At 61.4% G+C, this 15,435-nt stretch carries 12 protein-coding genes; 6 read left to right on the forward strand and 6 right to left on the reverse strand.

Features of this window, described 5'->3' with window-relative positions; genetic code table 11:
• Positions 1 to 5: 5 nt before the first annotated feature.
• The 5 genes from V6093_RS08480 to V6093_RS08500 form a co-directional block, all read right to left on the reverse strand.
• On the reverse strand, positions 6 to 920 hold the full coding sequence (locus V6093_RS08480) for an ABC transporter permease (RefSeq protein WP_012051864.1): 915 nt from the start codon (positions 918 to 920) through the stop codon (positions 6 to 8).
• 61 nt (positions 921 to 981) lie between these two features.
• Positions 982 to 2,592 (reverse strand): ABC transporter substrate-binding protein, encoded by a 1,611-nt coding sequence (locus tag V6093_RS08485; RefSeq protein ID WP_121783188.1) that lies wholly within the window; start codon positions 2,590 to 2,592, stop codon positions 982 to 984.
• 48 nt (positions 2,593 to 2,640) lie between these two features.
• Positions 2,641 to 3,654, reverse strand: coding sequence for an ABC transporter permease subunit (locus tag V6093_RS08490; protein ID WP_017148229.1), 1,014 nt, complete (start codon positions 3,652 to 3,654; stop codon positions 2,641 to 2,643).
• A 68-nt stretch (positions 3,655 to 3,722) separates the two neighbouring features.
• Positions 3,723 to 5,333: an ABC transporter substrate-binding protein gene (locus tag V6093_RS08495; protein ID WP_367244250.1), complete on the reverse strand. Its 1,611-nt coding sequence runs from the start codon at positions 5,331 to 5,333 to the stop codon at positions 3,723 to 3,725.
• A 69-nt stretch (positions 5,334 to 5,402) separates the two neighbouring features.
• Complete coding sequence (locus V6093_RS08500; RefSeq protein WP_014590404.1) at positions 5,403 to 6,557, reverse strand: mandelate racemase family protein; 1,155 nt, start codon at positions 6,555 to 6,557, stop codon at positions 5,403 to 5,405.
• Between the two features lie 341 nt (positions 6,558 to 6,898).
• On the opposite strand from V6093_RS08500, the gene V6093_RS08505 reads away from it, so the two are divergent.
• The 3 genes from V6093_RS08505 to V6093_RS08515 all read left to right on the forward strand — a co-directional run bounded on the left by V6093_RS08505 (position 6,899) and on the right by V6093_RS08515 (position 9,438).
• Positions 6,899 to 7,624 carry an oligogalacturonate-specific porin KdgM family protein gene (locus V6093_RS08505; protein WP_406669767.1) on the forward strand — a complete coding sequence of 242 codons (726 nt, stop codon included), beginning with the start codon at positions 6,899 to 6,901 and terminating at the stop codon, positions 7,622 to 7,624.
• A 75-nt stretch (positions 7,625 to 7,699) separates the two neighbouring features.
• On the forward strand, positions 7,700 to 8,518 hold the full coding sequence (locus V6093_RS08510) for an NAD(P)-dependent oxidoreductase (protein ID WP_014756026.1): 819 nt from the start codon (positions 7,700 to 7,702) through the stop codon (positions 8,516 to 8,518).
• 26 nt (positions 8,519 to 8,544) lie between these two features.
• Positions 8,545 to 9,438, forward strand: coding sequence for an SMP-30/gluconolactonase/LRE family protein (locus V6093_RS08515; protein WP_144000307.1), 894 nt, complete (start codon positions 8,545 to 8,547; stop codon positions 9,436 to 9,438).
• A gap of 213 nt (positions 9,439 to 9,651) precedes the next feature.
• On the opposite strand, the gene V6093_RS08520 is transcribed toward V6093_RS08515, so the two are convergent.
• Positions 9,652 to 11,838: a methyl-accepting chemotaxis protein gene (locus V6093_RS08520; protein ID WP_375136187.1), complete on the reverse strand. Its 2,187-nt coding sequence runs from the start codon at positions 11,836 to 11,838 to the stop codon at positions 9,652 to 9,654.
• Positions 11,839 to 12,207: 369 nt separating this feature from the next.
• On the opposite strand from V6093_RS08520, the gene V6093_RS08525 reads away from it, so the two are divergent.
• The 3 genes from V6093_RS08525 (at position 12,208) to V6093_RS08535 (ending at position 15,375) form a co-directional block, all read left to right on the forward strand.
• Positions 12,208 to 12,903 (forward strand): 3-oxoacid CoA-transferase subunit A, encoded by a 696-nt coding sequence (locus tag V6093_RS08525; protein WP_003251128.1) that lies wholly within the window; start codon positions 12,208 to 12,210, stop codon positions 12,901 to 12,903.
• 8 nt (positions 12,904 to 12,911) lie between these two features.
• Positions 12,912 to 13,553, forward strand: a complete 642-nt coding sequence (locus V6093_RS08530; RefSeq protein WP_003251131.1) for a 3-oxoacid CoA-transferase subunit B — start codon at positions 12,912 to 12,914, stop codon at positions 13,551 to 13,553.
• Between the two features lie 367 nt (positions 13,554 to 13,920).
• The gene (locus V6093_RS08535; RefSeq protein WP_003251133.1) at positions 13,921 to 15,375 is read left to right on the forward strand and encodes a TrkH family potassium uptake protein; all 1,455 of its coding nucleotides are present in this window, start codon (positions 13,921 to 13,923) and stop codon (positions 15,373 to 15,375) included.
• Positions 15,376 to 15,435 lie beyond the last annotated feature (60 nt).

Raw genomic sequence — 15,435 nt, forward strand, 5'->3', positions numbered from 1 at the left:
TCCGGTTACTCGCTACGCGGGTCGAGAATGTCCCGCAGGCCATCGCCCAGCAGGTTGAACGCCAAGCTCACCAGCATGATTGCCGCACCGGGTACGGCTACCAGCCACCAGCACTCGAGCATGTAGCGCCTCCCCGTGGAGATCATCGCCCCCCACTCCGGCAAAGGCGCCTGCGCCCCTAGCCCGAGGAAGCCCAGCGCCGCCGCAGTAAGGATGATGCCGGCCATGTTCATGGTCAGGCGGATGATCACCGACGACAGGCACATCGGCACGATATGGCGCAGGATGATGCGTGTCGAAGACGCGCCCTGCAGTTCGACCGCCACCACGAAGTCGGCCTTGCGCAGCGACAGGGTTTCGGCCCGGGCCAGCCGTGCGATCGGTGGCCAGGAGGTTAACGCAATAGCCACCACCGCATGCTCAAGGCCAGGGCCCAATGCGGCGATGAAGGCCAGCGCCAGCACCAGGCTGGGGAACGAAATGAAAATGTCGGTGACGCGCATGAACACGGTATCGACAATGCCGCCGAAGTAGCCCGATACCGTGCCGATGAACAGGCCGATCGGGCCGACGATGACCGTCACCAGGGCGATGATGTAGAGGGTGATACGCGCGCCATAGACCAGCCGGCTGAAGATATCCCGGCCGTATTCGTCGGTACCGAACCAGTGCGCGGCACTGGGTGCCTGCAAGGCGTTGGCGAGGTTCTGGATGACCGGGTCGTGGGTGGCGATCCACGGCGCGAACGCCGCTACCACGACCAGCAGCAAGGCCACCAGCAAGCCCGCCAAGGTCATAGGGTTGCGGACCAGCAGGCGCAACACCCGCAGGCTGCTTTTGCCAAGGGCCTCAAGGCTGGACGCCGGGGCATCGGCCTGCCGCTTGGCGGTAGATTCGGTAGAAGATATGTTGGCAATCATCGGCAAGTTCTCGATGTGGAGTCATGGCCGCTCGGGGTACCCGTGAGCCCCCGGACGGTACTCAACGTTGCTTGTAGACGCCCAGGTAGCGGGTGGCTTCGGCGTCGTCGCCAGTGAAACCCTTGACGTCGGCTGCGCTTACGGCGGTGTCGGTCATCTGCGAAATCATCATGATCGGCCCCACCTCGTCGTCGTACAGTTTCTGCGCCTGCTGGTACATGGCCAGGCGTTTGGCCGCATCGCGCTCGACCCCCACCCGGTCGATCAGGTCATTCAGCGGGGGGCTGAAGAACGACGCTCGCCAGCCCTGGAAGTTGGGCAGGCCAGCACTGTCACTGTTGTCGGGGTTGTAGACGAAGGTGCGCAGGCTGAAATACGGGTGCGGATAACGCTCGGCGCCCCGCGCCACGATCATCTCAAAGTTGCGCGCGCGCATGGCGCCATACACCTGGTTGCCGGTACCGGTGACGATAGTGGCCTTGATGCCACCTTCAGCCAGGGTCGACTGCATACGTGCAGCGATATCAATGAAGGGAGGTTCGGACAGCGTGCGAATGGTTGTATTGAAACCTTGTGGGTAGCCCGCCTCTGCCAGCAGTGCCTTGGCTTTGGCGACATCCAGCTTGTAGCCCGGGTCGGGCAACCGGGCCTCGAGCCCAAGCTGCATCGGCTGCTGGTTGAGCTTGCCGTAATGCGGCATCACCTGCTGGTCCAGGCCCTGGTAGTCGATCAGGTTACGCACCGCTTCGCGGACTTTGCGGTTGGCAAACTCCGGCTGCTTCATGCTCATCGCCACGTAGTACAGGGTGCCGCGCTGCAACGCTTGCACCTGGAGTGTGTCGGAACTCTCGATGGCCTTGATATCCGGCGCAGCCATACCGTAGGCCAGGTCCAGGTCACCGCGTTCGAGCATCAGGCGCAGTGACTGCGACTCGGTCATGTGGCGGACCAGCACTCGCTTCATCTTCGCCGGGCCTGCCCAGTACCCGTCGAAACGGGTCATCACCAGCGCATCGTTGGCGCTCCACTTGGTCAGGGTGAACGGCCCGCTGCCTGCCTCATTGGTGACCAGCCAGGCCGCGCCCAGGTCACCGTTCTTCTCATGCTTGAGCACTTGCTGGCGGTCGACCACGACAGCGCTGGGGGACACAGCCAGCGAGTCGATCACCAGCAACGGGTCGGTCGGCTGCGGCAGGTCGATCACCAAGGTATGGCTATCGGTCGCACGGATCAGCTTTTGAATGTTTTCGACACTGTAGCCGTAGGCCTTCCAGGTGGTAGCCAGGCCATAGTTGAGCTTCATCACCCGGTACAGTGACCAGGCCACATCTTCGGCAGTGAGCGGGTTGCCGGAATGGAACAGGACATCACCGCGCAGGTGGAAGGTGATCTGCTTGCCGTCTTCGCTGACGTCCCAGCGTTCAGCCAGTTGTGGCAGGTGCTTGTCCGGGTTGCCCTGGTCGCGCTTGATGAGCGTGTCGTAAAGGTTGGCATTGATGCCAGAGGCATCCAGGCCGGGCGCGTTGGCCGGGTCGATGGAGAACAGGTTGACCATGCTCATGCCGACGATCAACTGGTCGCCAGGGGTTTTCGCCTGCACCACAGCGAGCGGGCCGAGCAGCAGCGCTGCGCCCAGCAAAGCCATACGCAGCGGCGGGAATACAGTCTTCATGGCGCATCCTTTTTTATAGTTATTCAATGTGTTCACGCTGAGCGGGAATTAGCGGGTCCTTGGGTCGAACACCTTGTACAGGGCGTCGCTTATCAGGTTGAGCGCAACGAAAATCAGGCCGATGATCAACACGCAGCCCATCACTGCATTCATGTCACCGAGCATCAGGCTGCTGGTGAGGTATTGGCCGAAGCCAGGCCAGGCAAACACGGTTTCGATCAGCACCGCCCCCTCCAGCAACGAGCCATAGGCCAGGGCGACCACCGTGAGCAACTGCACGAGGATATTGCGGAACGCGTGGTTCCAGACCACCTGGCGCCGCGACAGCCCCTTGACCCTGGCAGTGATGATGTATTCCTGCGACAGTTGCTCGAGCATGAAGCTACGGGTCATGCGGCTGATGTAGGCCACCGAGTTCAGGCCCAGGATCAACGCCGGCAGAACGATATGGCGCAACGCGCTGGTGAAGGCCTCCCAGTCACGCGCCAGCGCCGTGTCGATCAGCAGCAGGCCGGTAACCTCATCGACCATGCCGTCATAGGCCAGGTCGATGCGCCCTGCGCCACCCGCCCAACCCAGCCAGGCGTAGAACACCAGCAGGCCCATCATGCCGACCCAGAAAATAGGCGTGGAATAGCCGAACAAGGTAATGACCCGTGCGACATGGTCGCCGACCCGCCCCTGATTGCTGGCAGCCACCACGCCCAGTGGCAGACCGATCAGCACGCCAAACAGAATGGCCAGCGTTGCCAGCTCGATGGTGGCCGGGAACACCCGCTTGATGTCATCGAGTACCGGGTGGCCGGTGAGCAGTGCATTGCCGAAATCACCGTGCAGCAAGTCGTTCAAGTACAGCCCGAACTGGGCCCAGATCGGTTTGTCCAGGCCCATCGCCCGGTATACCTGGTCGTAGGTGGAGCTGTCGGCATCCGGGCCAACTACCGCCAGCACCGGGTCCAGCGGCATGACCCGGCCGATGAAGAACGTCAGCGCCAGCAGGCCAAGCAAGGTCACCAGCACCGTGCTGGCCCGGCGGGCGGTACCCGATACACGGGCACCCATTACAGAGGCAGTCGAAGCAAACATAACAGGCTCCTGAAAAAGCAATCACCAATCACGCAGGCTTGACCTCAGCGCGACTTGTAGACGTCTTTGTAACGGGTGGTGGCCGCGGTATGGCCTTGGTAGTCCTGCACATCGTGGTAGAGCACCACGGTGTCGGTCATCTGCGACACAGGCAGGATGGCCCCCACCTGCTCGTCCAGGGTTTTCTGGATTTGCTGGTACTGGGCCAGTTGCTGCGCCTTGTCGGGTTCGACTTCCGCCTGCTCGATCAGGTTGTTCAGCTCGGGGCTGTAGAACGAGGTACGCCAGCCCTGGAAGTTGCTCAGCTTGGCTTCGTCGCGGTTGTCCGGGTTGTACACCAGGGTGCGCAGGCTTGAATGCGGATGCCGTTCAGCACCACCGCCGCCGCGCCCGACCAGGATGTCGAAGCTGCGCTCACGCATGGCACCGTAGATCTGGTTGCCGGTACCGGTGACGATGGTGGCCTTGATACCGGCCTGGGCCAAGGTCGACTGCAGGCTGGACGCAATGTTGATGAAAGGTGGCTCGGTGAGCACGCGGATGGTGGTCTTGAAGCCCTCGGGGTAGCCCGCTTCGGCCAGCAGTTTTTTCGCTTCGGCCACGTTCAGGGCATAGCCCGGATCATCCAGCCTTGCTGGCAGGCCAAGCGGTAGCGGGCGCTGATTGAGCTGGCCATAGTGCGGCATCACGGTCTGGTTGATGCCTTGATAGTCGATCAGCGAACGAACCGCCCGGCGTACGCGCACATCGTCGTAGGGTTTGCTCTTCACGCTCAGGGCAACGTAGTACAACGTTCCGCGCTGCACGGTCTGGGTACGAACGTTGTCAGACTTCTCCAGCGCCTCGATGTCTGGCGCGGACATGCCCTTGGCCAGGTCCAGGTCGCCCCGCTCCACCATCAACCGCAGTGACTGCGACTCGGTCATATTGCGCATGACGATGCGTTTGAGCTTGGCTGGGCCACCCCAGTACCCGTCAAAACGGTTCATCAGGATGACATCGTTGGCGCGCCACTCCTTGAGCACGAACGGCCCGCTACCAGCCGCGTGGGTGGCCAGCCAGGCACTGCCCATGTCATCGCCCTTCTGGTGCTGCTGCACCACCTTGCGGTCGAGGATGAATGCGCTGGGCGAAGTTGCCAGGGTATTCAGCACCAGCAACGGGTCAGTCGGCCGCGGTAGCTCGATGACGAAGGTTGAGTCATCAACAGCGCGCATGTGCTGGTCGACATTGCCCGCAGAAAACCCGTAGGCCTTCCAGGTCGACGCCAAGGCCAGGTTAAGTTTGAGTACGCGCTGCAGCGACCAGGCGACATCCTCGGCACTTAGCGGGTTACCGGACTGGAACGTTACGCCCTTGCGCAGGGTGAACGTGAGGGTCTTGCGGTCATCGCTGACCTGCCAGCTTTCTGCCAGCGCTGGCAGCAGCCGGTCCGGCTGACGCACGTCCTGCACCAGCAGCATGTCGTAGAGGTTGGCATTGACCTCGGACACATCCAGCCCGGTCGCCGCCGCCGGGTCGAGGGACAGCAGGTTGATCATGCTCATACCGACGATCAACTGATCCGCCGGGGTTTTCGCTAAAGCAGCAGGTACCGAGGTCAGCGCCAGAGACGCAGCAAAGACCCCCGCCCAGAGTGTGGGGATAACGCTCATGTGAGATCGCCTTCTTATAGTTATTGGACGCTCGGGCGGCACGCAGCGACGCGTGCCGCCATGCACGAATCAGAAGCTTTGCAGCGTATTGGTTTCGACGTAGTCGAAGTCGATGTCTTCCCCAAGGCCAGGCAAGTTCGACAGGTGCACATAGCCGTCTTCGTCCATCGGGTCGACCAGGCGTTTGAGATAGGCAGGTACCTCGTCGTAGTCAAGGAATGGGTGCAGCAGACCGCGCTCGTACCAGGTGCAGTTCTTGATTGCCCCCACGACCGCCAGGTTGGCGGCGCCGTTGCCATGGATCTCGCAATCCATGCCGAACGATTCGGCCATGTGCGCAACCTTCAGACACGGTGCAATGCCACCCACACCGGCAACCCCCGCACGCAGGATGTCGCACACATCGTTCTTGACCCAGCTCGCCCGGCTCAGGTGCTTGCCGCCGAGGCTTTCCGGGCCTAGCACCGGGATATCCAGCTGCCCGGAAAGCCAGGCGTAGGACTCGGCGGAGTCTTCCATCATTGGCTCTTCGAACCAGGCAAAGTCGAGCTTCTCCAGGGCACGGCCGATAGTGAGGGCCTCGGTGCGGCTGTACCAGTGATAGCCATCGATCATCAGCGCAATGTCCGGCCCCACGGCCTCGCGCACGGCGGCGCATGCCTTGATGTCCATGCTCACGCTGGGCGCGAACGACACCGGCGGCATCCAGGTGTGCAGCTTGATCGCCTTGTAGCCACGCTTGACCAGGGTTTCGGCGAAGCGACCGTACTCTTCCGGAGTGGACAGACCGCCGGGCAGCTCATCGCCGCACATGGTCGAGCCATAGGCCGGCACCTTGTCGCGGTAGCCGCCGATCAGCTTGTGCACCGGCAGGTTCAACTTGCGACCGGCCCAATCCCACAGCGCCTGCTCGACCAGCGCCAGGGCACGGTCGGTCAGCTGGCTGGCGCTACCGCGCTGCCAGTGCGCGAGGTCGTGCCAGATTTTTTCGCGGTCAAAGGCATTGGCGCCAACCAGCACCTTGCGCACGAAATTATCCAGCACATAAGGGCGAATGAGCTCGGGTGCGCCCAGCGCATAGCCTTCGCTGCCGCACTCGGTCCTGATGCGCAGCAGGGCCATCCTGGCCTGGGTCACATCACCTGGGTGGGCATGGCCGGCGCTGTCTACGGCGCGGCGCGTGGGGTAGGAAAATACCTGGACGGTTACAGCAGTAATGATCATGGACGTCTGAGCCTTCTTATTGGATTTGTGGCGAGTGAGTCACGCTCTGGGGCCATCCTACGTCATCATACAACATTTGAAAAGCGCCAGTTAAAACCCGATAAAACCTCCGATTCATGATGCCTGCAGCAATCATGAGACCCCGAAAGAAAAGCAAACACACCCTTGAAACACGCCTAATAGAGCCATCAAGCAATGTGATCAGACAACATTTCAATAATTCGTAGACAGCCCCACAGTCGTACGATAACTTATTTTAAAAATCACGGAGCGCTGACCACCTCGAACACCTTGCTCACCCGCCTCATCACGTCCTCAACAAAAACAAAAAAAGAGATCGCATGAACATCACATTTCGCCGCCTCATCGCCGCCAGTACGCTCGGCCTGTCGTTCTACGCCTGCGCAGACTCCGCCAGCATCAACTACCGGCACACGTTCACCGAAGATGACAGCATTCATTCCGACCGGATAAAGCTGAGTTACCGCAAGGACAGCGGCCTGGGGTTTGCCGCAGAAATCAAATACAAGACTGCCGGCGACCGCGAAGACGTCGCCTACGACAACATGGTCAACAACGGCCATGAGTTCACCGTGGACTACAACTACAAGATGAGCCCCCGGTCGACCTGGACCCCCGCCTTCCAGATGGACAGCACCAAGGATGCGACCACCTACAAGTTCGGCTTGAAGTACAACTACAAGCTCAGCGACACCTGGTACGTCGCCACCCGCGTGCGCCACGACGCACGCAACCTCGACCGCGACCAGATTGACCACAGCAAGCCGGACCGCGCCAAGGACAACCAGAACACCACCCGCCTTGAAGGCTGGCTCGGCTATACCCCCAGCGGCCCGTGGGCATTCGAATACCAGTACATCCACTTCACCACCGACTACATCCGCTACGACAACAAGAAGCGCGACTACGAGCAGAACCTGATCATCAAGTACAAGCTCAACAAACAGTGGGCACCGTTCATGGAGGTGGGCGACATCAAGGTCAACAGTTACACGGACGATCGCCAGGCCCGTTGGCGCCTGGGTATCCAGTACAACTTCCTGTAAGGGCTATCGCCCGCCCATGCCGGTGTCGTTCCTGTACGGCACCTTCATGCAATTTCAGTAAAAGGCCCCAGTACAATGACCACGACCACCCGCAAACCCTTCAACCGCCTGCTGCTCACCGGTGCTGCCGGCGGGCTCGGACACGTGCTTCGCGAAGCACTGCAAGCACACGCCGACATCGTGCGCGTATCGGACATCAGCCCAATGACACCGGCCGAGGACGAGCATGAAGAAGTTATCCATTGCGACCTGGCGGACAAGGCCGGCGTACTGGCCCTGGCCAACGGTGTAGACGCTATCGTGCACCTGGGTGGGATCTCTACCGAACGCGCTTTCGAAGAAATCCTGCAAGCGAACATCATCGGCACCTTCCACATCTACGAGGCTGCCCGCAAGCACGGGATCAAACGTGTGGTCTTTGCCAGTTCCAACCACGTCACCGGCTTTTACCCCCAGGGCGAACAAGTGGATGCGCATTCGCCGCGCCGGCCGGACTGCTATTACGGGCTGTCGAAGGCCTACGGCGAAGACCTGGCAACGTTCTACTTCCACCGCTACGGCATCGAAACCGTCAGCCTGCGTATCGGCTCCTCCTTCCCCGAACCCCGCAATGTGCGCATGTTGTCAACCTGGCTGAGCTATGGCGACCTGGCACACCTGGTGGAGCGCGCATTGCTGGCCGAGAACGTTGGCCACACCGTTGTGTATGGCGTCTCCGCCAACCGCGACCTGTGGTGGAGCAACCGCTACGCCGCGCACCTGGGTTTCAACCCGAAGGACAGTGCCGAACGCTTCCGCCCGGCACTGGAGCAGCAGCCGAAACCCGCCGCGAATGACCCGACTGCTCATCTGCAAGGTGGCGCCTTCACCGCTGCCGGACCTTTTGGCGACTGACCCCCGATAGAGTGCAGAATGCTTCCATGACAGCCGAACTGATTATCGATGCACGCAATGTCACGGGCGAGAGCCCGGTCTGGCACCCGCAGGAAAATGCCTTGTACTGGGTGGACATTCCGGTAGGCAGCCTGCACCGCTGGCAACCGGACGGCCAGACCCACCACTGGACCGCAGACGAAATGCTAGGCTGCATTGCCCGCAGCCACCGAGGCCATTGGCTGGGGGCCCAGGAGAGCGGGATCTTCCACCTCATCCCCCAGGCAGACGGCCGTCTGCTGGCCGGCAAACGTGCCAGTGTCGAACACGCCAGGCCCGGCATGCGCTTCAATGACGGGCGCTGTGACCGCCAGGGGCGCTTCTGGGCCGGTACGATGCAAACCAGCATGGCCGCCGAGCCGGTGGGTGCCTTGTACCGGTATGACGCGATGGCAGATGGCACGGCAGGGCCATTGCAGGCACGGCTGGGCACATTGTCCGTTCCCAACGGCATGGCGTTCAGCCCGGACGGCAAAACCATGTACGTCTCCGACTCACACCCGAGCGTGCAGATGATCTGGGCTTTCGACTACGACATCGACAGCGGCAGCCCGCACAACCGCCGGGTCTTCGTCGACATGAACCAGCACCCCGGCCGGCCGGATGGGGCTGCGGTAGATGCCGAAGGTTGCTACTGGATCTGTGCGATCGATGCCGGCCAGGTACTGCGCTTTACTCCCGACGGCAAGCTGGACCGCGCCCTGCCGCTACCGGTGAAGAAACCTACCATGTGCGCATTCGGTGGCCCGCAACTGGAAACGTTGTTCGTGACGTCGATTCGCCCGCAAGGCATCGACCTGAGCGACCAGCCCCTGGCCGGTGGCGTATTCGCATTGACCCCTGGCGTCAAAGGCTTGCCGGAGCCCATCGCCAAGGGCTGAATGAAGCCAGGCTGCGGCTGTTTCAGGGGCAATACGCCCATCGACGAGATGCTGATCAGCGGCGTGAGCTTGCACCCAGCCAACGTTGATCAGCAGCAACGCCACGCACAACTGCATCGGCGTGCGGGTATGCCCGGTGACATGGCGATGGATGAACACCGCCACCAGCCCCACGGCGATCATCAACTGGCGATGACCGGACAGGTGCGTTACTCAAGCAGCGACGCCTCGTTCGCCATCATCGCTGACTTCGAACTGCCCCACCAGCTTCTGCAACTTGCCAGCATCCACCTTCACCTTCTGCGCACTGCTTTGCAGCACCAGAGCGGTCTGGCGCATCTCGCTGGAGGACTGGTTGACCTGCTCGATCGTCTTGCCGTATTCCACGCTGCGACGGTTGAGCTGCTGGATGATGGCGAACATGCCCTCCACCGCCTGGTGCAGTTGCACATTTTCGGAAGACGCGTCCTCCGCCAGGCGCAGGCTGTTGTCGACATCCTGCACGCCCTGCTCCATGAAGCTTACCGCCTGCCGGGTTTCGCCCTGCAGGCTCTCGACCATATGGCGAATGTCGTCGGCGGCACGCGAGGTGCGTGCGGCCAGGCTGCGCACCTCGTCGGCCACCACGGCGAAGCCACGACCATGCTCCCCGGCCCGCGCCGCCTCGATAGCGGCATTGAGCGCCAGCAGGTTGGTCTGGTTGGTGATTTCGCTGATCAACCCGGTGATGTTGTCGATCTCGACCATGCGGCTGTCGAGCCGCTGCACGCTGGATGATGATCGCGCCACCACATCGCGGATCGACTGGGTGCCCGCCTGCACCGCCTGGTACTGCGCGCGTGCGCGGCTGACCACTTCGTCCATGGCCTGTTTCATCTGCTCGGCGCTGACCGAGGCCTGCTGCAGTTCGCCGAGTTGCTCTTCCATGATGATCATCATCTGGTGCACGGCGTCGGCCACGTCGGCGGAGCTTACGCTGGCCTCCTGGCTGCGCCCGAGCATCATCTGGTTGGTGCTGCCAACCGTGCGACTGGCCTTGACCACCTGCCCGACCACCGTGTCCAGGCGGTCGATGAAGCTGTTGATCCAGCGCGCCATGTCGCCGCTCTCATCATTGGCCAAGGTACTGGTATCCAGGCGCTGGCGCAGGTTGCCTTCACCCTCGGCGATGGTGCACAGCACACTGCTCATGCCCTTCAACCTGGCGGCCAGGCGCTTGGGCCCGAGCATGCCGAACAACAAGGTGGCGCCCAGCATGCTCAAGGCCTCGATCGCGTCAGTCAGCCCTTGCGGCAGGCCTGCATAGTGCTGCACCCAGTAATTGCAGCCGAACAGCCCCGCCATGATCGCTACATAGGGTTTCATCAACCCGTAGCTCAGCGAACGCCGGCGATAGACCTCCTCCAGGTCTGCCTCGCACATCATGCCCCAGCGGTCGGGTGAGCCTGGCAACTGGAAGGTCACGCCCTTGCCCACCACTGGCACATGACGGTAGTCGGAATAGCCGGGGTAGGTCACGAACAGGTTGGCACCCCGCCTGATCGTCTCCCTCACGCCAGGGTGCAGTTCCCGCGTGGAAGGGTCGGTGAAACGAAGCTCCAGCTCGGTATGACGCTGGACCTGCACGGTGGTCCAGGGGGTGTGCACACCGTTCTTGAGGTTTTCGCCATGGGTGAAGGTGGCGTCCTCGAAGCGCGAGCGGGACAACGCGGTACCGGGCTGTATGCCAGGGTCGAAGCGCGATTGCGCCATGAACAGGTAGTTGTCGCCCGACTCGGGGTAAATGTGCCCTGCCTCGCGCTGGATCAGGTCACCCAGCACATCGTTGGGCACCCGCCCACACAAACAACCTAGCACTTTGCCCTCGTGCATCAGGGGCTGGTAGAACATCAACGTGACTTCGTCGTGGAAGCGCGAGGAAGACGGGCCGACCTGCAAGGTCAGCGGGTCGCTGTAGGGCCCGTGCAGAAACGGTGCTTTCAGCCCTTGCGCCAGGGCTGCCAAGTGCTCGATGCGTGGCGTGCCACGCTGGGGCCAGGTCGAAGCGATGACGATGCCGTGGGCATCGACGACAAACAGTTCGGAAAAGTCCTCAGCCTGGGCCAGGGTGTTGCGCAACATCGCGCTATCGACTTGAGCGAGCCCGGGCGTCACCTGCTCGGCCAGGTCGGCCAAGTGTTCCCACTGCTCGCGCACCCACTCATGCAGCAACTGCACGCGGGTCTGGGCGATGGCTTCGAACGTTTGCTCGACCTGCGGGTAACTGGCCCGGTTAAGGCGGCACGCCCAACCCATGCTGAATTTGCCGGTTTTGCCAAACCACGGCAGCCAACCCTTTTCACTCGACGATAACTGCATCGAACCACTGGAAAGCGACATTATCTTCACCATACGCGACATCGAATGGCAATCTGATAGCAAGTCGCACGCCAACGGCGGGAGGCGTGATTAATCGGCGATCCAGCGGAGTGGATGCACTTCATCAGTGCAAGATGCCGGCAGGCAACCCCGGAACGCACCAGCCACGGGCAAAAATGAGCGGTTTAAGCATTCAACTGAAATGAGGCAAATAGCCGCCAGAACTGCTCGCAGATCGCACAACAGTTCGATAATCGCACAAATTCAGCCAAACCCTCTCTACTGTTGCCCTATCTTGCGGCACGCTATAGCGAAAGTCAGCAAGCCATTTCAAGTGCTGACAGGCCCCATCGCTTCACGCGCTCCGGCCAGCCCGACAACCACAACTCCAGGAACAACCAGGAGCTCGCCTTGATCAATAAAACGTACGAGTCCATCGCCAGCGCGGTGGAAGGGATCACCGACGGTTCGACCATCATGGTCGGTGGCTTCGGCACGGCTGGCATGCCGTCCGAGCTGATCGATGGCCTCATTGCCACCGGTGCCCGCGACCTGACCATCATCAGCAACAACGCCGGCAACGGCGAGATCGGCCTGGCCGCCCTGCTCATGGCAGGCAGCGTGCGCAAGGTGATCTGCTCGTTCCCGCGCCAGTCCGACTCCTACGTGTTCGACGAACTGTACCGCGCCGGCAAGATCGAACTGGAAGTGGTCCCGCAGGGCAACCTGGCCGAGCGTATCCGCGCCGCAGGCTCCGGCATTGGTGCGTTCTTCTCACCGACCGGCTACGGCACCCTGTTGGCCGAGGGCAAAGAAACACGTGAGATCGACGGCCGCATGTACGTGCTGGAAATGCCGCTGCACGCCGACTTCGCACTGATCAAGGCGCACAAGGGTGACCGTTGGGGCAACCTGACCTACCGCAAGGCCGCCCGCAACTTCGGCCCGATCATGGCCATGGCTGCCAAGACCGCCATCGCCCAGGTCGACCAAGTCGTCGAACTTGGTGAACTGGACCCGGAACACATCATCACCCCGGGTATCTTCGTCCAGCGCGTGGTCGCCGTCACCGGTGCTGCCGCTTCTTCGATCGCCAAAGCTGTCTGAGGCCTGCCATGACCATCACCAAAAAGCTCTCCCGCACCGAGATGGCCCAACGCGTGGCCGCAGACATCCAGGAAGGCGCGTATGTAAACCTGGGCATCGGCGCACCGACCCTGGTGGCCAACTACCTGGGCGACAAGGAAGTGTTCCTGCACAGCGAAAACGGCCTGCTGGGCATGGGCCCAAGCCCTGCGCCGGGCGAGGAAGACGATGACCTGATCAACGCCGGCAAGCAGCACGTCACCCTGCTGACCGGTGGTGCCTTCTTCCACCATGCCGATTCGTTCTCGATGATGCGTGGCGGCCACCTGGACATCGCCGTACTGGGTGCCTTCCAGGTGTCGGTCAAGGGCGACCTGGCCAACTGGCACACGGGTGCCGAAGGTTCGATCCCGGCCGTAGGCGGCGCAATGGACCTGGCCACCGGCGCCCGCCAGGTGTTCGTGATGATGGACCACCTGACCAAGACCGGCGAAAGCAAGCTGGTGCCCGAGTGCACCTACCCGCTGACCGGTATCGCTTGCGTCAGCCGCATCTACACCGACCTGGCCGTACTGGAAGTGACACCTGAAGGGCTGAAAGTGGTCGAGATCTGCGCGGACATCGACTTTGACGAACTACAGAAACTCAGTGGCGTGCCGCTAATCAAGTAATCCAGAAAGCCCGCGGGCTTTCCATGCCCACTGCGGCACTCTCAACAGTGCCGCACTAGCGCTGCACGGCAGCCCCGGCAATTCGTGTATCCACGCTGAAATCCAGGGGCTGCTCCGCAGCCCTTTCGCGACACAAGGCTTGCGCTGTTTTCGCCAACCCGCGAAGGGGGCGCGCGGCGTTGAGGCCTCTCTTCCAACCGTTTGGGAGCTGACAGACGGGAACACGCGTAGAGATCAGCCCAATAAGCCATCGAGCGAGAGCCAGAAAGCGGCGTGCAAAATCCCCGACCGCGACTTTACGCCTTTTTTACTCGACATTACCGTAAAGCAAGCAATACTGCCGGCACTGTCCCAACGAGCTCCCTCAATGCCGCTGCCTGCATTGCGTTTCATTGCCTTCATTATTGGCGTATTCCTGATCACATTGGCCGTCAGCATGGTGATTCCGATGCTGACGTTGCTGTGGTACGACCGCAGCGACGACCTCGGCGCATTCGTCTGGTCGAGCCTGATCGTTCTGTGCGTCGGCCTGCTTCCGGTAGCCCGGGGCGTCCCCGACATACCGCAACTGCGGACCAGGGACATGTATTTCCTCACGACGGCAAGCTGGGTCATCGTGTGTGCATTTGCGGCGCTGCCGATGGTGTTAATTCGCGACATCAGTTACACGGACGCGTTCTTCGAAACCATGTCGGGAATTACCACCACCGGCTCGACCGTGCTGACAGGCCTGGACAGTGCATCACCGGGGCTACTGATATGGCGTTCCCTGCTGCACTGGCTGGGAGGCATTGGATTTATCGGCATGGCCGTGGCGATCCTGCCACTGCTGCGCGTGGGCGGCATGCGCCTGTTCCAGACCGAGTCTTCGGATTGGTCTGACAAAGTGACGCCACGTTCGCATGTGGCTGCCAAGATGATACTGCTGGTCTACCTGGCCCTGACAGCATTGGGAACAGGGGCGTTGTGGGCTGCCGGCATGACCCCGTTCGAAGCCATCAATCATTCGATGTCGCTGATTTCAACCGGTGGTTACTCGACCTCGGATGCCTCGCTGGCTCATTGGCCACAGCCTGCGGTGCATTGGGTAGCTGTGGTCATCATGATACTCGGCAGCCTGCCCTTCACACTCTATGTCGCCACGCTGCGTGGCCATCGACGCATCCTGCTCACGGACCATCAAGTTCGCGGTTTCATTGGTTTTCTCGTCTTCGTCTGGCTCACCGTCGGAACCTGGCTCTGCCTGCACAGCGACCTGGCTTGGTGGGATGCGTTTCGTATCGTTGCGGTCAATGTGACCTCGGTGGTGACCACCACAGGCGTTGCCTTGGGTGATTACACGCTCTGGGGCAGCTTCGCCATCATGCTGTTCTTTTACCTGACGTTCGTCGGCGGGTGCTCGGGCTCCACCGCCGGCGGTTTGAAAATATTCCGTTTCCAGGTGGCCGCTGCCTTGCTTGTCAGCAGCCTGAAGCAGTTGATCCATCCACGGGCAACGATCTCGAAGAAATACAATGGGCACCCCATCGATGAAGAGATCGTACGGTCACTGCTGACGTTCTCCTTCTTCTTCTCCGTCACCATCGCAGTCATCGCCCTTGGCCTCTCTCTGATAGGGCTCGACTGGATGACGGCATTGAGCGGGGCGGCCACCGCGGTGTGCAACGTCGGCCCAGGCCTGGGGACGATTATCGGGCCTGTAGGTAATTTCGCCTCGTTGCCGGACGCAGCGAAATGGTTGCTGACGGTTGGCATGCTGCTTGGACGGCTCGAGATCCTCACCGTACTGGTACTTGTCTCGCCGGCCTTCTGGCGATTCTAGGCCTGAGGTCATACAACCAATCAGCCAGAAGACCTCTGGACTCCCCGCATGCCCCGCCTT

This window comes from Pseudomonas putida group bacterium ESBL64 (assembly GCF_045277175.1).
Taxonomy (GTDB): Bacteria; Pseudomonadota; Gammaproteobacteria; order Pseudomonadales; family Pseudomonadaceae; genus Aquipseudomonas; species Aquipseudomonas alloputida.